Consider the following 19,029-nt stretch of genomic DNA (forward strand, 5'->3'; position numbering starts at 1 on the left):
GGAGACAGAATGTACAAAGTCTTATTAGTAGACGATGAGTATATGATTACAGAAGGGTTAAAAAAATTAATCCCCTTTGACCACTGGAATATGGAAGTGGTCGCAACTGCAGAAGATGCCGACCAGGCCCTTGATTATGTGCGAGAACATCCAGTGGATGTGGTGATCACGGATGTCAATATGCCTGGAAAGACCGGACTTCAGATGATTGCAGAGATGAAGGATTTGATTCCAGATGCTGCTTTTATCATTATGTCAGGCTATCAGGATTTTGAATATGTCAAGACAGCCCTCAATTTGCGCGTGGCAGACTACCTGCTCAAACCTGTCAATAAGGTGGAGATGGGCAATATCCTAGAAAAAATCCAGCACCAAATCCAGCAACCAAGCCAAGAGTTGGCCAACCGCTTGATTCACGATGACATCTCTGAGGAAGAGTTTTGTCGGTATATCGCAGGCCGGAATTCACTGTGGATTGGGATTGCTAAGGAGAAAAAAGGTTTTATCAGCTCGTCTTACCAAGTTCTCGGGCAAAATCTTCAACTCTTTATCTCAGATCAAGAAGAAGAAGCCATGATTGAGAAGGCCTTTGAGCCACCTTATAAGGAGCACTTTCATCAATTTAAGGACCTAGTGGAGCGGAGTCTCTTTTATGGAGCGACCCCTCTCAATCAAGATGAAGAGGTCTTCCATTACTACGAACCGGCCTACCGGGTGATCATGCAAGGAAATATCCAACAGATCTTAGAAGAACTGGATTGGTTGGAAAAAATGATCCTTGAGAAGACACCCAAGGTTTCGTTGACCAAGCAACTCTTTATCCAATTTTTGATGGATGTCTTTCATTTGTTTGAATACCTGCAGGGAGATGATTTGGCCGATGTGGTCAAGAAAGTCCAAGAAGCTGCTACCTTTAGCGAGATGATTAGCTTCATCCAGGAAGAGTTGTCTCGTTTCTTATCCCACTATCGGATGAACGAAAATGTAGCGAGTGTCCTCCAAGTGATTAGCCGTGATTACCAAAAAGAGCTGTCGCTCAAGGACATCAGTCAGGCTCTCTTTATCAATCCAGTCTATTTAGGCCAATTGATTAAACGAGAAACCAATGCAACGTTCGCAGAACTCCTCAATAAACAGCGGATCAAGGCTGCCCAGCAGCTCCTCTTATCGACCAATGACAGTATTGAAGATATCTGCTATAAAGTCGGTTACAGCAATGTGGGCTATTTCTACAAGGTTTTCCGTAAACTCTGTGGAAAATCGCCTAAAACCTATCGCTTACAAGTCATGACAGAGCATGCAGAAAATGAGTAAAAGGCTGAGACGATTTGTCTCAGCCTTTTTACTTTTCATTTTACGTTCTTTGTATCTTGATTTTTCCAACCAGCAGCTCCGCTTCAATGGTGATTTCTGTGAGTTGGTTCCAGTCGATTTTCTCTTGATCTACGTGAAATAGAAGAGGGGTCATAGCGAGGAGCGCTTGGCGTTCTTCAGGAGTTAAACTCTTGGTGAGACTGACCGTTTCGGATGAGAGGATCTGGCAGTGGTCTTCAAAGTGCTCCAAAATTTCCTGGTTGGAGTAGGATTGCTTGGTCAATTGATCTTGGGCCAACTGACGAATTTCTTTCAGATGAGAAGAGGTTGGGACGACCTTAATAATCACCCCTTCAGCCTTTAAGACACGCTCAAATTCAGCGTAATTAGCCGGGGAGAAGATGTCCAAAATGACCTCCATACTCTTGGATTGAATGGGTAAATGAGCCAAGTCTCCTACAAACCAATTGACCTTCCAGCTAGTGTCACTCTTGGCAGCTAGTTGCACAGATTCCTTGGAAAGATCAAAGGCATAGAAAGTAGCCTTGGGATAGGCTTCTTGTAGTTTTCGGGAGTAATAGCCTTCTCCGCAACCGATATCTAGAATTCTGGCATCACTGGTCGGAATTTTTTGTCCGATCGCTGTTAGAATCGGCTCATAAAAACCTGCTTCCAAGATTAGCTGGCGATTCTGGAAATTTTCTTTGTCATAGTCCTTCGATTGCTTGATCTGGGGAGCCAGATTGACATAGCCAAATTTCGCTAAATCAAAAGAATGGCCCTTGGGACATTTAAAACTGGTCCCCACAAGTTCTAGGTCCAATTGACAAATGGGACAGGCAAAAGCAGTGGCTGTTTGAAATCGTTGTAATTTTGGTTTGATCGGTGTATTCATATTAGTAGTGTAACAAAAGAGCCTCTAGATAGCAACCGATGCTTTAATGGGACTAAGTCACACTTTTTTAACGAATCTACGCGGTATTGAATGGAACTTGAGTCTCTTTATTTAATTCCCTCATTTTAATCTCTTCTATCTCGCCACTCATCTCTTCATTTTGACCACTTATCCCCAAAAGCCGTTTTTTAAGCGGCTTTTTTGCTAGACTGGTTCTATCAAAAGGAGAGAGAACATGATATTACAAACTAAAAACATCAGTAAACGATATGGAAATCATTTAGCCGTAAACAATATTCACTTACAGTTTGAAAAGGGAACCTTTAATGCGATTCTAGGACCAAATGGGGCGGGGAAATCAACGACGATTTCCATGTTGATTGGTTTGAAACAACCAACGCAAGGTGAAATCATCTATAAACCAGGTACTAAAATTGGTGTGGTCTTCCAAACCAGTGTTTTAGATGAGATGCTAACGGTTAGGGAAAATCTGACCATTCGTGCCAGACAGTACAAAGACCTAAAACCAAATCGTGTGTTTGATCTTATTGATCGGCTAGGCCTATCAGCTTTCCAAAAACAGAAATATGGGACTCTTTCAGGTGGCCAAAAGCGTCGGGTTGACATTGCGCGTGCTCTACTACACAGTCCAGACCTTTTGTTCTTAGATGAGCCAACGACAGGTTTGGATATCCAAACTCGGAAGTCTATTTGGGATTTGCTCTATCAATTGCAGATAGAAGAGGGAATGACCGTTGTATTGACCACGCATTATCTTGACGAAGCAGATGAAGCTGATCAAATTTATATTGTAGACCGTGGGGAAGTGATTGCTCAAGGATCAGCACTAGATATTAAGAGCCAGTATGCAAAAAACATCTTGAAGATTCGTTTCAAGGAGATGCAGCAGATAGAAAGTCTCAAATCTTCGGGAATGTCGGTAGAACAACAAGGACCATTAGAATATGTTTTTCAACCCGAGAGTGAAAGGGAAGCCATTGATTACCTGGCACAAGTTAGAGATAGAATAGCCCATTTTGAGTTTCGTCCAGGGACTATGGATGATGCCTTTATTGCACTTACAGGAAGGGAGGTTCGCTAATGCTAGCCTTACTAAAGCGAAATTTTTTATTGTACTTCAGAAATCGTTCAGGAGTTTTCTTCTCTCTGTTGGGAGCCTTAATTTCCTTTATTCTTTATATTATTTTTCTTCAAAAAAATCTAACAGATGCTTGGGCTCAGCTCCCCAATAGTGGTCCTGTGTTAAATAATTGGTTAATGAGTGGGACGCTGGCTGTGACAGGGATTACGACAAGTCTGGCTGCCCTGACTCAGCTAGTAAAGGATCGTGAACATCAAGTAGATCAGGATCTTTATTTATCGGATCAAGGAAAGTGGCGGTTACCATTTTCGTATCTAACGAGCGCAATCATCATCTCTTTTTTCATGCAGGCCCTTATGTATGTGCTGATGTGTGGCTATTTTAGAGAAGTTCCAGCACTGTCTTTATTACCTGAAGTACTCCTTATTATGCTGCTTAGTAGCCTGCTTTCTAGTTTAGTGAATGCCATTTTTGTTTATTTTTTCCATTCCGTAGACAGTCTTGGGAAGTTTTCGACCATAGTGGGTACAGCTTCTGGTTTTTTGGTAGGGACTTATGTACCTTTAGGTGTTCTACCTGATTTTGCACAACTACTAATGAAATGTACTCCAGCAACTTATATTGCTGCACTTTATCGGCAAGTACTCATGAAAGAAGCATTAAATGAGACCTTTAAAGGTCAAGATAATCTTCTTCAAGAGTTTCAAGAAAAAATGGGTATTCAGCTCAAATGGCAAGCTTTATTGACAAAGGAACAAACATACCTTATAGTGTTAGGTGGTATTCTTCTAGCTTTGGGGATTTGGGTTTCCTTAGCAAAAAGATCGAATAAAAGAAAGTAAGTGAGAATTGGAGTAGGAATGAAGATTCGTTTTGAGGAAAAACAGGATATCCCAGAAAACGACCCCTGTGTGGTCATTCAAGCCAAGCAATTATCCGATCAAGCACGAGAGGTGATGGACTATCTCGAACAATTTTCGACAGTGAATCAAGTAGTGATCCCTATCAAAACAGATGATCATTTGATCATGGTGAAAATTGATGACATTATTCTAGCCGAGATTGATAAGAATCAGCTAACCATTTATACGACAGACAAAACGTTCATCGTCAGAGATACTTTGACAAATTTTCAACATCGGATTAATCGTCGTAATTTTTTACAGATATCCCGCCACGCGGTGATGAATATCGACCATTTGGAATCGCTATCGGATAGTTTTTCAGGCAATATGATGGCTAAACTGACACGCGGAGTAAAATCAAGTGTCAGTCGGAAATATGTCAAATCCTTGATGGATTATTTAGGGGTATAGGAGAAAGTGATGAAACGAGTTATAGCTTATTTTGTATCTGGTATGAGGACAGGATCCTTCTTTTATTTATGTTTGGTGTTATTATCCCATGTCTATCCCAACATCGTCTACCCCGCTGTAAATGTCCGCAATATCCTGGCGATCTTTTTGATGAGTGGGACAATGGGGGTCTTGACATTCATTCTTGAGGAAGAAGAGTTTTTGACCTATAGTTTGCGTGTAGCCTTGCATTTAGTTGTGACAGCTGCCATCTTAGCATTAACCTACTTGTTTTTTGGCTGGGGGACAGCCTTACGGAGCCCGATTCCTTGGTTGATCTTTCTAGCCATTTACGGCCTGATCTGGCTTTACCAGATTTGGCAGCTCCATAAAAAAACTCAACGAATTAACCAAGCGTTGTTGCATCGCAGAAAAGGGAAATAGTCCCAGAAAAAAGTGTATAAGAAAACCACGAAGTTCATACCAAACTTCGTGGTTTTACTTTCTTAATATGTCAAAACAAAGTATTTTTTCTTACCGCGACGGATAACGGTCAATTCATTTTCTAATTTATCGCTATCGCTTAAGACATAGTCAAGGTCTTGGATGCGTTCGCCGTTGACGTAGATAGCTCCGTTTTGAACATCTTCGCGGGCTTGGCGTTTAGAATTTACCACACCAGCTGTGACCAAGAGTTCAACAATGTTGAGGTTGTCTTCTGCTTGGACCTGGTAGTTTGGCACACCACGAAGGCCTTGTTTGAGTTCTTTGACAGAAAGGTTTTTGATGTTTCCTGCAAAGAGTTGTTCGGTGATGTTGAGGGCTTCCTTGTAGGCTTCTTCACCGTGGACAAGGGTGACCACTTCACGCGCCAAGATCTTTTGAGCCAAGCGTTCATGAGGAGCAGCTTCAAACTGTTTACGGATCTCTTCAATCTCATCAAGTGACAAGAATGTGAAGATCTTCAAGAAGCGCACAGCATCCGCATCCATCACATTCATCCAGAATTGGTACATTTCGTATGGAGATGTTTTGTCTGCATTGAGCCAAACCGCATTGCCTTCTGATTTACCAAATTTCTTACCAGTTGCATCTGTGATCAAAGGCACAGTCATAACATGACCGGTTTTATCTGCTTTACGACGCATTAACTCAGTACCGGCTGTCATGTTTCCCCATTGGTCAGATCCACCGATTTGAAGGGTTACATTGTGTTCTTGGTTGAGGACGTAGAAGTCATAGCCTTGCATAATTTGGTAGGCAAACTCTGTGTAAGAAATCCCTGTCTCAATCCGTTTTTTAACAGATTCTTTACTCATCATAGCATTGACCGTAAAGTATTTTCCGACATCACGAAGGAAGTCAATAAAGCTAATGCTTCCGAACCAATCGTAGTTGTTGACCATTTCGGCTTTATTGTCACCATTTTCAAAATCGAGGAAACGAGACAATTGCCCTTGAATGGAGCGAACCCATTCTTGTACAGTTTCTTTTGTTTGGAGACTACGTTCAGCATCTTTGAAGGACGGATCACCAATGAGACCAGTCGCACCGCCAACGAGCGCATAAGGTTTGTGGCCTGCTAGTTGAAGACGACGACTCGTCAAGATGGCAACCAAGTGACCAAGATGAAGGCTGTCAGCAGTTGGATCATAACCAGTATAATAAGAAACCTGACCTTCTTCCAGTGCTTTGCGTAAGGCTTCTTCATCCGTCGTTTGAAATACCAAACCACGCTCTTTTAGCTCATCAAAAATGTGCATATGTCTTTTCTCCTTTATAAGATTATTCATTTCTCTATTCTACCATAAACCACGGAAATGGCAATGCTTTCCATCATTTTCTTGTCCTTACCCAAGAAGAATGAGCGACAATTTTTATGATATTGTAATTGAAAATAAAGTGCCTAATCTGCTATAATATAGGGAACAAGGAGAAAGAATCAGTGAATCAATTAAAAGAGAAGTTGCAAGAATTTTGGAAGAAGGTTCAAAAATTCTTTGAAAATATGTATACAGAAACTCCGAATAAGGAAAAAAATGAGGAAAGTAACTGGTCTGTCGGTGATGTTTTTGCGACCTTTTTGAGGACCCTCAAACTCTTGTGGGATGTGATGATCGCCCTGTTCGTGTGCCTCTTTTTATTTGGCGCAGGGATCGGGATTGGTTATGCAGCGAGCCTCTTTAGTAATGTCAAGGTTCCAAAGACAGAAGAATTGGTCCAGCAGGTTCGCAATGTCAGCAGTGTTTCAAAACTAACCTATTCCGATAAGAGCTTGATTGCAGAAGTAGACAGTGATCTGATCCGCACGCCGGTAGCTGGAGATGCCATTTCTGATAATGTCAAAAAGGCTGTGATCGCTACTGAGGATGAGAATTTTGAAAGCCACAAGGGGGTTGTGCCCAAGGCTGTTCTTCGGGCGACGCTTGGATCTGTAGCCGGTGTGGGTTCCTCTAGTGGGGGATCAACCCTGACCCAGCAGTTGATCAAACAGCAAGTCGTGGGAGATGCTCCAACCTTTACTCGTAAGGCGACAGAGATTGTCGATGCCTTGGCTTTAGAGCGGGGGATGGATAAAAATGAAATCCTAACTACCTACTTAAACGTCTCGCCTTTTGGACGAAACAATCGGGGACAAAATATTGCAGGTGTGGAAGCCGCAGCTCAGGGGATTTTTGGCGTCTCTGCGAAAGACTTGTCCGTTCCACAAGCGGCCTTTATCGCTGGCTTGCCACAAAGTCCGATTGTCTACTCTCCTTATGCTGCTGATGGTAGCCTAAAGAGCAAGGAAAACCTAGAGTTAGGTTTGGCGCGTGCTAAAGATGTCTTGTTCAACATGTACCGGACGGGAGTCTTGTCGGAAAAAGACTATGAAACCTATGCTAAGTACGACTTAACCAAAGACTTCATCGATCCAGATGGTATCGAGAAAACACCGCATGACTACCTCTACTTCCAAGCCATGGCAGAAGCTAAAGAGGCCATGTATGACTACTTGATCAAGCGAGACAATGTAACCAAGCAAGACCTAAAAAACAATGAAACCGTCAAGGCTTATCAAGAATTAGCTGAGAGTGAGTTGCGCGAGGGTGGCTACACCATCCAAACCACTATAAACAAACCGGTTCACAATGCGATGCAGGCCGCAGTAGCGAATTTTGGAAGCGTCTTGGATGATGGAACGGGACTTGTAGAAGTTGGGAATGTCCTTATGGACAACCGAACAGGTGCCGTTTTAGGATTTATCGGTGGACGGAATTTTGACGGCAACCAAAACAACCATGCCTTTGATACAGAGCGTTCCCCAGGGTCTACTATCAAGCCGCTGTTGGCCTATGGGATTGCGATCGACCAAGGCTTGATGGGAAGCAATAGCATCCTTTCTAACTACCCGACTAATTTCTCAAGTGGTGAGCCGATCATGCACGTGGATAGCCGAGGGACAGCCATGATGGATCTCCGTGAGGCCCTCAATACCTCATGGAATATTCCAGCTTACTGGACTTACCGAACTCTTCGCGAAAAGGGTGTCGATGTTCCATCCTACATGAAGAAAATGGGCTATGATATTCCTGAATATGGCATTGAGAGTCTGCCGATGGGAGGAGGAATTGAGGTCACCGTTGCCCAACATACCAATGGTTTCCAAACCATTGCTAACAATGGGGACTACCTCAAACGCTACATGGTAGAGCAAATTATTGATCGAGATGGAGATGTGGTTTACAAGCACGAGGCAGATCCTGTTCGTGTCTACTCTCCAGCAACGGCAACGATTATGCAGGATCTCTTGCGAGGGGTTATTACGTCGGGTGCTACAACGACCTTTAAGTCACGGATTAGCCAAATCAATCCAACACTGGCGGGTGCTGACTGGATTGGAAAAACCGGTACGACCAACTCAAATGGGGATATGTGGTTGATGTTATCCACACCAAATGTTTCTTTAGGAGGTTGGATCGGCCATGACAACAATGCTTCCATGCAGACCTTGACCGGCTACAACAACAATGCTCAATACATGGCGCAGTTGGCGAATGCGATCTACCAAGCTGATCCAAGTCTCTTTGGGATTCAGGATAAATTCACTCTCGATAAGAGTGTGATCCGTTCTGAAGTACTCAAAGCGACTGGTGAAAGACCAGGTCGCGTCAATGTCAATGGCCGGGATATCGATGTGAGCGGTCAAATGGTGACGAGCCTTTGGGCTAAAAACGGAGCTCCAACTACTCAATATCGTTTTGCAATCGGAGGATCGGATAGCGATTATCAAAGTGCTTGGGCAGCGATGCTGGGCAATACCAGTGGGAATCAGTCGAATAATAAGAACAATTCAACAACAAATAGTTCATCAAACAATAGCTCAAATCGAAATAGCTCAAATCGAAACAGCTCAAATCGTGACAATCGGCGCTAGTATTATCTGGTAGAAAACCTAGTGAAAGTCTTGATTTTTGAAGGAAAAAACGATATAATAGTGACAACTAATTTGTCGTGTGCTTTATTTGAAATATTGTCCAAATAAGAGCTTACAGCAGTTAAATCTTACTTGAATAAGTCGATTTAGCTGCTCTTTTTGTGCCTATTTTTTAAGAAACTTGTAGTTTGTTACACAAATTTAATTTTTCTAAAAATTGCAAAAAGCGACGAATGAGATGAAGAGACAACTCTTCACGTGATGCAAATCACACAATTGTAGTTAAAACCGGATAGGTGGTAGGAGTGATGCTACCAAGCTATCCTAGTATGGAAAAAGGAGCTAAAAACTTTGGCAGGACATGACGTTCAATACGGGAAACATCGGACCCGTCGTAGTTTTTCAAGAATCAAAGAGGTTCTTGATTTACCAAACTTGATTGAAATCCAGACAGATTCATTCAAAGATTTCTTGAATCATGGCTTGAAGGAAGTCTTTGAAGATGTGCTTCCGATCTCAAACTTCACGGATACAATGGAATTGGAATTTGTGGGTTATGAAATCCGCGAACCCAAGTATTCGCTTGAAGAAGCGCGCATCCACGATGCCAGCTACTCAGCACCAATCTTTGTGACCTTCCGTTTGGTTAACAAAGAAACAGGTGAAATCAAGACCCAAGAAGTTTTCTTTGGTGATTTCCCAATCATGACTGAAATGGGAACCTTCATCATCAATGGTGGAGAACGGATTATCGTTTCTCAGTTGGTCCGTTCACCAGGTGTCTACTTCAATGATAAGGTGGACAAGAATGGTAAGGTTGGTTATGGATCAACTGTTATCCCTAACCGTGGGGCTTGGTTAGAACTTGAAACCGACTCAAAAGACATTGCCTACACCCGCATCGACCGCACACGTAAAATTCCATTTACAACGCTTGTGCGTGCTCTTGGATTTTCAGGAGATGATGAAATCATTGATATCTTTGGGGACAGCGAATTGGTTCGCAATACTATCGAAAAAGATATCCACAAAAACCCAATGGACTCACGGACAGATGAAGCCCTCAAAGAAATCTACGAGCGTCTTCGTCCAGGTGAACCAAAAACAGCGGAAAGCTCACGTAGCTTGTTGGTAGCCCGTTTCTTTGATCCACGTCGTTATGATTTGGCACCAGTTGGTCGCTACAAGATCAACAAGAAACTCAATATCAAGAACCGCTTGTTGAATCAAACAATCGCAGAACCATTGGTGGATGCTGAAACAGGGGAAATTCTTGTAGAAGCTGGCACAGTGATGACGCGCGATGTGATTGACAGCATCTCAGAACAATTGGATAACGGTTTGAACAAAATCACCTACATTCCAAATGATGCTGCTGTTTTGACAGAGCCAGTAGAATTGCAAAAATTCAAAGTTGTCGCTCCGACAGATCCAGACCGCGTTGTCACCATCATCGGAAATGCAAACCCATCTGACAAAGTGCGCATCATCACACCTGCTGATATCTTGGCAGAGATGAGCTATTTCTTGAACCTTGCAGAAGGTCTTGGACGTGTAGATGATATTGACCACCTTGGGAACCGTCGGATTCGTGCTGTTGGTGAATTGCTTGCCAACCAAGTGCGTCTTGGACTTTCACGGATGGAACGAAACGTTCGCGAACGGATGTCTGTACAAGATAACGATGCCTTGACACCACAACAAATCATCAACATTCGTCCAGTAACTGCAGCGATTAAAGAATTCTTTGGTTCTTCACAGTTGTCACAGTTCATGGACCAACACAACCCACTTTCTGAGTTGTCACACAAACGTCGTTTGTCTGCCTTAGGGCCTGGTGGTTTGACACGTGACCGTGCCGGATATGAAGTGCGCGACGTGCACTATACCCACTATGGTCGTATGTGTCCAATCGAAACACCTGAAGGACCAAACATCGGTTTGATCAACAACTTGTCTTCATATGGACATTTGAACAAATATGGCTTCATTCAAACACCATACCGTAAGGTAGACCGTGCAACTGGTAAAGTAACTAACGAAATCGTTTGGTTGACAGCCGATGAAGAAGATGAATACACAGTTGCGCAAGCTAACTCAAAATTAAACGCCGATGGAACTTTCGCAGAAAAAGTTGTCATGGGACGCCACCAAGGGGTTAACCAAGAATATCCAGCATCAAGTGTTGATTATATGGATGTTTCTCCAAAACAGGTAGTTGCCGTTGCGACTGCATGTATTCCTTTCTTGGAAAACGATGACTCCAACCGTGCCCTCATGGGTGCCAACATGCAACGTCAGGCTGTGCCATTGATTGATCCCAAAGCCCCTTATGTGGGTACTGGTATGGAATACCAAGCAGCACATGACTCTGGAGCGGCTGTTATCGCTCAATACGATGGTAAAGTTACTTATGCAGATGCGGACAAGGTAGAAGTTCGTCGGGAAGATGGATCTCTTGATGTTTACCATATCCAAAAATTCCGTCGTTCAAACTCAGGTACGGCATACAACCAACGTACTCTTGTAAAAGTTGGCGATGTTGTTGAAAAAGGTGACTTTATCGCTGATGGCCCTTCTATGGAAAAAGGTGAAATGGCGCTTGGACAAAACCCAATCGTTGCCTACATGACATGGGAAGGGTACAACTTCGAGGATGCCGTTATCATGAGCGAACGCTTGGTGAAAGACGATGTCTACACATCTGTTCATTTGGAAGAATTCGAATCAGAAACACGCGATACCAAGTTAGGACCTGAAGAAATTACCCGTGAAATTCCAAACGTTGGGGAAGATGCTCTTCGTGACTTGGATGAAACAGGTATTATCCGTATTGGTGCGGAGGTTAAAGAAGGCGATATCCTTGTCGGTAAGGTAACGCCGAAGGGTGAAAAAGACCTTTCTGCTGAAGAACGTCTCCTTCACGCGATCTTTGGAGATAAATCTCGTGAAGTGCGTGATACATCACTCCGTGTACCTCACGGTGGAGATGGGGTCGTTCGCGACGTTAAGATCTTTACCCGTGCAAACGGAGATGAATTGCAATCGGGTGTCAACATGTTGGTTCGTGTTTATATCGCACAAAAACGGAAGATCCGCGTCGGAGATAAGATGGCTGGTCGTCACGGAAACAAAGGGGTTGTGTCTCGTATTGTTCCAGTTGAAGATATGCCTTACCTTCCAGACGGTACACCGGTTGATATCATGTTGAACCCTCTTGGGGTGCCATCACGTATGAATATCGGTCAGGTTATGGAACTTCACCTTGGTATGGCCGCTCGTAACTTGGGTATTCACATCGCAACACCAGTCTTTGACGGGGCAAGCTCAGAAGACCTCTGGGATACTGTGAAAGAAGCTGGTATGGATAGCGATGCCAAGACCATCCTTTACGATGGACGGACTGGTGAGCCGTTTGACAACCGTGTTTCTGTCGGTGTCATGTACATGATCAAGCTTCACCACATGGTTGATGATAAACTCCATGCCCGTTCAGTCGGACCATACTCAATGGTTACCCAACAACCACTCGGAGGGAAAGCTCAGTTTGGTGGACAACGTTTCGGGGAAATGGAAGTGTGGGCCCTTGAGGCTTATGGTGCATCAAATGTCCTTCAAGAAATCTTGACTTACAAGTCAGATGATGTCAACGGACGTTTGAAAGCTTATGAAGCGATTACCAAAGGTAAACCAATTCCAAAACCAGGTGTACCAGAATCCTTCCGCGTTCTTGTCAAAGAATTGCAATCTCTTGGTCTTGACATGCGTGTCTTGGACGAAGATGATCAAGAAGTGGAACTTCGTGACCTCGATGAAGGGGAAGACGATGATGTGATTCATGTGGATGACCTTGAAAAAGCACGTGAAAAAGCAGCCAAGGAAGCAAAAGCAGCCTTTGATGCTGAAGAATCAGAAAAATAATCAGTAAAAATGATTGTCCTGTGAGAAACCAATGCTTCTGACAGGATGATTCGATAACAAGATACAGACACAAGGAGGTGGCAAGAAAGTTTCCTTTCTTCCCCCACCTAAGCTGTATCCAAATGAAACAAGTATGAAAACAAGGAAAGGTAAGAAATAGTGGTTGATGTAAATCGTTTTAAAAGTATGCAAATCACCCTAGCTTCTCCAAGCAAGGTCCGTTCATGGTCTTATGGAGAGGTCAAGAAACCTGAAACAATCAACTACCGTACATTGAAACCAGAACGTGAAGGTCTCTTTGATGAAGTCATCTTTGGACCTACAAAAGACTGGGAATGTGCGTGTGGGAAATACAAACGGATCCGTTACAAAGGGATCGTTTGTGACCGCTGTGGGGTTGAAGTAACACGTGCGAAAGTTCGTCGTGAACGCATGGGGCACATCGAGTTGAAAGCACCTGTATCACACATCTGGTACTTCAAAGGCATCCCTTCTCGTATGGGATTGACCTTGGATATGAGCCCTCGTGCCCTTGAAGAAGTCATTTACTTCGCAGCTTACGTGGTGATCGATCCAAAAGATACACCACTTGAGCACAAATCCATCATGACAGAACGTGAATACCGTGAACGCTTGCGTGAATACGGACCAGGTTCCTTTGTAGCTAAGATGGGTGCAGAAGCGATCCAAGACCTCTTGAAACAAGTGGATTTGGAAGCTGAAATTGCTCTCTTGAAAGAAGAATTGAAGACTGCAACTGGTCAAAAACGTGTGAAGGCTGTTCGTCGTTTGGATGTCTTGGATGCCTTCTACAAATCTGGCAACAAGCCAGAATGGATGGTTCTCAACATCCTTCCGGTTATTCCACCAGATCTTCGTCCGATGGTCCAATTGGATGGTGGCCGTTTTGCTGCCTCTGACTTGAACGACCTTTACCGCCGTGTGATCAACCGGAACAACCGTTTGGCACGTTTGCTTGAGTTGAATGCTCCTGGTATCATCGTGCAAAACGAAAAACGGATGCTTCAAGAAGCCGTTGATGCATTGATCGATAACGGTCGTCGTGGTCGTCCAATCACAGGACCAGGTAGCCGTCCATTGAAATCATTGAGCCACATGCTCAAAGGGAAACAAGGACGTTTCCGTCAAAACTTGCTCGGTAAACGGGTTGACTTCTCAGGACGTTCCGTTATCGCCGTTGGTCCAACTCTTAAGATGTACCAATGTGGTGTGCCACGTGAAATGGCGATCGAGCTCTTCAAACCATTCGTGATGCGTGAAATCGTTGCGCGTGATATCGTGCAAAACGTCAAAGCTGCAAAACGCTTGGTCGAACGTGGAGATGAACGTATCTGGGATATCCTCGAAGAAGTGATCAAAGAACACCCAGTTCTTTTGAACCGCGCACCGACCCTTCACCGTTTAGGGATCCAAGCCTTTGAACCTGTCTTGATTGACGGGAAAGCCCTTCGCTTGCACCCACTTGTCTGTGAAGCCTATAATGCCGACTTTGACGGTGACCAAATGGCCATCCACGTACCGCTTTCAGAAGAAGCTCAAGCAGAAGCTCGCATCTTGATGTTGGCTGCTGAGCACATCTTGAATCCAAAAGACGGTAAACCAGTTGTTACCCCATCTCAGGATATGGTATTGGGGAACTACTACCTCACTATGGAAGAAGCTGGTCGTGAAGGCGAAGGCATGGTCTTTAAAGACCGTGATGAAGCGGTGATGGCTCTTCGCAATGGCTATGTTCACTTGCATACACGTGTCGGAATTGCGACAGATAGCTTGAACAAACCATGGACAGAAGCGCAACAACACAAGATTCTCTTGACAACTGTTGGTAAGATCCTCTTTAACGATATCATGCCTGCAGAACTTCCGTACCTTCAAGAGCCAAATAATGCCAACTTGACAGAAGGCGTTCCAGCTAAGTACTTCTTGGAGACTGGTCAAGATGTCAAAGCAGCGATTGAGAAATTGGAATTAAACGTTCCATTCAAGAAGAAAAATCTTGGAAATATCATCGCAGAAATCTTCAAACGCTTCCGTACAACCGAAACATCTGCTTTCTTGGACCGCTTGAAAGACTTGGGTTACCATCACTCAACCCTTGCTGGTTTGACAGTGGGGATTGCCGATATTCCGGTCGTTGAAGATAAGGCAGAAATCATTGAAGAATCTCACAAACGTGTGGAACAAATCACTAAACAATTCCGTCGTGGTTTGATCACAGATGACGAACGCTACAATGCCGTTACAGCTGAATGGCGTGCAGCCCGTGAGAAATTAGAAAAACGCTTGGTGGATAACCAAGATCCGAAGAACCCAATCGTTATGATGATGGATTCTGGAGCCCGTGGTAACATCTCAAACTTCTCACAACTTGCCGGTATGCGTGGTTTGATGGCCGCTCCAAACGGACGGATCATGGAATTGCCAATCCTGTCAAACTTCCGTGAAGGTTTGTCTGTATTGGAAATGTTCTTCTCAACTCACGGTGCCCGTAAAGGGATGACTGATACGGCCCTTAAGACAGCCGACTCAGGTTACTTGACTCGTCGTTTGGTTGACGTTGCCCAAGACGTCATTATCCGTGAAGACGACTGTGGAACAGACCGTGGACTTGTGATCCGTGCCATTACTGATGGTAAGGAAATGATCGAGCCACTCGAAGAACGTTTGACTGGTCGTTATACCAAGAAATCTGTTAAACACCCTGAAACAGGTGAAGTCATCGTTGGTCCAGATACCTTGATTTCAGAAGACCTAGCACGTGAAATTGTCAATGCTGGTGTGGAAGAAGTCACTATCCGCTCTGTCTTTACATGTAACACCCGCCATGGTGTCTGCCGTCACTGTTATGGTATCAACTTGGCGACTGGTGATGCGGTTGAAGTAGGTGAAGCAGTCGGAACTATCGCTGCCCAATCTATCGGGGAACCTGGTACACAGTTAACCATGCGTACCTTCCACACGGGTGGGGTTGCCTCAAATACCGATATCACTCAAGGTCTTCCTCGTGTCCAAGAAATCTTTGAAGCCCGCAATCCAAAAGGGGAAGCGGTCATCACTGAGGTCAAAGGGGAAGTCACAGCGATCGAAGAAGATGCTTCTACACGGACCAAGAAAGTCTTTGTTAGCGGAGCAACTGGTGAGGGCGAATACGTTGTCCCTTACACTGCCCGCATGAAAGTCGAAGTGGGAGATCAAGTTTCTCGTGGTGATGCTCTGACAGAAGGATCTATTCAACCAAAACGTCTCCTTGCCGTTCGTGATGTCTTGTCAGTTGAAACATACCTCCTTGCGGAAGTACAAAAAGTATACCGTAGCCAAGGGGTAGAAATCGGCGACAAACACATCGAGGTAATGGTGCGTCAAATGATCCGTAAAGTACGTGTCATGGATCCAGGAGATACAGACCTTCTCATGGGTACTCTGATGGACATTACAGACTTTACAGATGCCAATAAGGATGTCCTTATCTCTGGTGGAGTTCCTGCAACTGCTCGTCCAGTCCTTATGGGAATTACCAAAGCCTCTCTTGAAACCAACAGTTTCTTGTCAGCGGCTTCCTTCCAGGAAACAACTCGTGTCCTTACTGACGCAGCGATCCGTGGTAAGAAAGACCATCTCCTTGGACTTAAGGAAAATGTTATCATCGGTAAGATTATTCCTGCTGGTACAGGGATGGCTCGTTACCGTAACTTGGAACCACAAGCGATTAATGAAGTTGAAATCATCGAAGAAGTACCATTAACAGATGGAACAGTCGATGAAGTTCAAACAGCTGAAGTCGTAGAAGAATAAGAAAATAAGTCGGAACTACAAGTTCCGGCTTTTTTTGCAAAAATAATAAAAATTTATTATTTGAAAAATAATTGTATAATTATTGAATTATTTTTTTACCAAAAATATTAGCCCGGTAAAAGTCGTGCTGTAAATACTTACAATTAGTGATAAAATGGATATGTATTCTAAAGTTCAAAATAATAAAATGACTAACTATTAGTAATTTCTTTATAAAACCAAAAATCGGTTTGACAATTCAAGTCATTGGCGGTAGAATGAAAAAAGATGTACACAAATTAAAAAAATGTCGAATTACATGCATGTCGACGGGGGAAGTTTATGGGAAAATTGAAAATTATGGTTGTGTTTGGGACGCGACCGGAGGCCATTAAAATGGCCCCTTTGGTTTTGGAGTTGCAAAAGCAGAGGGAGACCATTGAGACCATTACGGTGGTCACTGCCCAGCACCGTCAAATGCTGGACCAGGTCTTAGAAACCTTTAACATCGTACCTGATTACGACTTGGATATTATGGGGAAGAGTCAGACCTTATTAGAGATTACCTCTAAAATTCTGAATCAGTTAGATCCAGTTATCAAAAAAGAAAAGCCAGATATGGTGCTTGTCCATGGAGATACGACCACCACCTTTGCGGCGAGTCTAGTTGCCTTTTACAATCAAGTCCGCATTGGTCACGTCGAAGCTGGTTTGAGAACCTTTGATAAATATTCTCCATATCCTGAAGAGATGAACCGTCAAATGACAGATGATTTAGCGGATCTGTATTTTGCGCCGACGGGTGAAAGTAAGGCCAATCTCTTAAAAGAAAATCATCCGGAATCCGCTATTGTAGTGACAGGAAATACTGCCATTGATGCGCTGAAACTCACGGTTCAAGAGGACTATCACCACGAAGTGTTAGATCAATTGGATCCAGCTAAAAAAGTCATCCTGGTCACCATGCATCGAAGAGAAAATCAAGGCCAACCCATGCGAGCGGTCTTTGGAGCTCTGAGAGAAATGGTGGATCAAGAACCGACTATTGAAGTGGTTTACCCAGTGCATCTTAGTCCGGCGGTCCAAGAGGCGGCAAACGATCTATTAGGAGATCATGATCGGATCCACCTCATCGCACCTTTAGATGTGCTTGACTTCCACAACTTAGCTTCTAGAAGTTACTTTATCATGTCGGATTCAGGTGGGGTGCAAGAGGAGGCACCGTCATTAGGAAAACCGGTATTGGTATTGCGCGATACAACAGAACGCCCAGAAGGGGTCAAAGCAGGGACCTTGAAATTAGTTGGTACGGATCCTGGTGTCGTCAAAACGACGATGACAGAGCTCTTAACCAACGAAAGCCTGTATCTTCAAATGGCAAATGCCCGAAATCCTTATGGGGATGGAAAAGCTTCTGAGCGAATCGTACAAGCTATTAAACATTACTTTGGCCAGGGGGAGGCTGCCGAAGAATTTCATGAGGGAGAGAAAGAATAAATGAAAAAAACGGAAAAGTTAAGTAGATGGTTGCTGATTTTGATTGTTTTTGAAGTACTTCTTTTACTTTACTGCTTGTTTTTTGCAAGAGAGATTCTGATTGAAGAAGGATTGTTCTTTGTTTTAGGATTATTTTCTGCCATTGTTTTATCGGATTTATTGTTGACATGGACCATCCTGTTGTCATTTGCCCTAGGGATTGTCTTTTTGGTGGCGGGTGTTGTCTATATCCCGTTCCATCAAGCCTTACTCTTACTTTTTAGTTTTCCGATCTTGATTGGAATCTTGATTCAAATTCGTTATCACCTCTTTAAAGAGATTGCAAAAGTAAAGGATCAAGAGCCAGAAGCTTACGCAGATTACCGCAATCGCATCGCTTCTTACAGCGGACAAACCAATGATACGATTCAAGCCTTACTCATTCACTGGTCGCACGAGGAATTGTTCTTCCAATTGCAACCGAGGGAATACAATCGGACCTTGAACCAAATCAACTATTTGTTAACACATCATCTGAAACCAAATGAAAGCTTGTATTATGTATCAGACGGTAATTTTTTGATCTTATCTTCTAATAGTGAGCAGGATCTGCAGAGCAATTATATGACGGTCTTAAAACCGCAGTTGGAAGGACTGGTTTTCCAAGGAGAAGATGGAATTCAGGGCATCCAATTTCAGTCAGGATTTCTTGTAGTGGATCAATCCAATCGAACTAAATACTATCGTTATAAAGAAGTGATTCGTTACTTAAAACGTCAACTTGAAACAGATATTATTGTGGAATATTAGGAGGAAG

The 19,029-nt window shown here is 43.6% G+C and carries 12 protein-coding genes; 10 read left to right on the forward strand and 2 right to left on the reverse strand.

Translation table 11 applies throughout. The features are described from left to right. The first annotated feature begins 9 nt into the window (after window positions 1-9). Window positions 10-1,314, forward strand: a complete 1,305-nt coding sequence (locus O3602_RS08725) for a response regulator transcription factor (RefSeq protein ID WP_003013717.1) — start codon at window positions 10-12, stop codon at window positions 1,312-1,314. 40 nt (window positions 1,315-1,354) lie between these two features. Here O3602_RS08725 and O3602_RS08730 read toward each other — a convergent pair whose 3' ends face one another. Beyond that, a complete protein-coding gene (locus O3602_RS08730) occupies window positions 1,355-2,209 on the reverse strand; it encodes a putative RNA methyltransferase (RefSeq protein WP_003013565.1) in 855 nt (284 codons plus the stop codon). A 235-nt stretch (window positions 2,210-2,444) separates the two neighbouring features. Here O3602_RS08730 and O3602_RS08735 point away from each other — a divergent pair, with 235 nt between their 5' ends. Genes O3602_RS08735 through O3602_RS08750 form a run of 4 tightly spaced genes read left to right on the forward strand, consistent with a single transcriptional unit; the run spans window position 2,445 to window position 5,050 of the window. Then, on the forward strand, window positions 2,445-3,311 hold the full coding sequence (locus O3602_RS08735; protein ID WP_003013626.1) for an ABC transporter ATP-binding protein: 867 nt from the start codon (window positions 2,445-2,447) through the stop codon (window positions 3,309-3,311). Continuing rightward, entirely contained in the window at window positions 3,311-4,153 is an 843-nt protein-coding gene (locus O3602_RS08740) for an ABC transporter permease (protein WP_003013711.1), read from the forward strand. Before O3602_RS08735 ends, O3602_RS08740 begins: the two co-directional genes overlap by 1 nt. Window positions 4,154-4,171: 18 nt before the next feature. Continuing rightward, the gene (locus O3602_RS08745) at window positions 4,172-4,627 is read left to right on the forward strand and encodes a LytTR family DNA-binding domain-containing protein (protein ID WP_003013710.1); all 456 of its coding nucleotides are present in this window, start codon (window positions 4,172-4,174) and stop codon (window positions 4,625-4,627) included. A gap of 9 nt (window positions 4,628-4,636) precedes the next feature. Next, window positions 4,637-5,050: a DUF3021 domain-containing protein gene (locus O3602_RS08750; RefSeq protein WP_003004151.1), complete on the forward strand. Its 414-nt coding sequence runs from the start codon at window positions 4,637-4,639 to the stop codon at window positions 5,048-5,050. 62 nt (window positions 5,051-5,112) lie between these two features. Here the strand turns inward: O3602_RS08750 and tyrS are convergent, their stop codons facing one another. Continuing rightward, complete coding sequence (tyrS, locus tag O3602_RS08755; protein ID WP_003004779.1) at window positions 5,113-6,369, reverse strand: tyrosine--tRNA ligase; 1,257 nt, start codon at window positions 6,367-6,369, stop codon at window positions 5,113-5,115. 182 nt (window positions 6,370-6,551) lie between these two features. Here tyrS and pbp1b point away from each other — a divergent pair, with 182 nt between their 5' ends. The 5 genes from pbp1b (at window position 6,552) to O3602_RS08780 (ending at window position 19,022) form a co-directional block, all read left to right on the forward strand. Next, window positions 6,552-9,023, forward strand: a complete 2,472-nt coding sequence (pbp1b, locus tag O3602_RS08760; protein WP_003013703.1) for a penicillin-binding protein PBP1B — start codon at window positions 6,552-6,554, stop codon at window positions 9,021-9,023. Window positions 9,024-9,374: 351 nt separating this feature from the next. After that, window positions 9,375-12,944 (forward strand): DNA-directed RNA polymerase subunit beta, encoded by a 3,570-nt coding sequence (gene rpoB / locus O3602_RS08765; RefSeq protein ID WP_003004415.1) that lies wholly within the window; start codon window positions 9,375-9,377, stop codon window positions 12,942-12,944. Between the two features lie 159 nt (window positions 12,945-13,103). Next, window positions 13,104-16,757, forward strand: coding sequence for a DNA-directed RNA polymerase subunit beta' (gene rpoC / locus O3602_RS08770; RefSeq protein ID WP_003013785.1), 3,654 nt, complete (start codon window positions 13,104-13,106; stop codon window positions 16,755-16,757). A gap of 321 nt (window positions 16,758-17,078) precedes the next feature. Next, window positions 17,079-18,233 carry a non-hydrolyzing UDP-N-acetylglucosamine 2-epimerase gene (gene wecB / locus O3602_RS08775; protein WP_003013625.1) on the forward strand — a complete coding sequence of 385 codons (1,155 nt, stop codon included), beginning with the start codon at window positions 17,079-17,081 and terminating at the stop codon, window positions 18,231-18,233. Further along, window positions 18,234-19,022, forward strand: a complete 789-nt coding sequence (locus O3602_RS08780; protein WP_003004116.1) for a hypothetical protein — start codon at window positions 18,234-18,236, stop codon at window positions 19,020-19,022. Window positions 19,023-19,029 lie beyond the last annotated feature (7 nt).

This window comes from Streptococcus sp. 27098_8_186 (assembly GCF_041432055.1).
Classification (GTDB): domain Bacteria; phylum Bacillota; class Bacilli; order Lactobacillales; family Streptococcaceae; genus Streptococcus; species Streptococcus dentalis.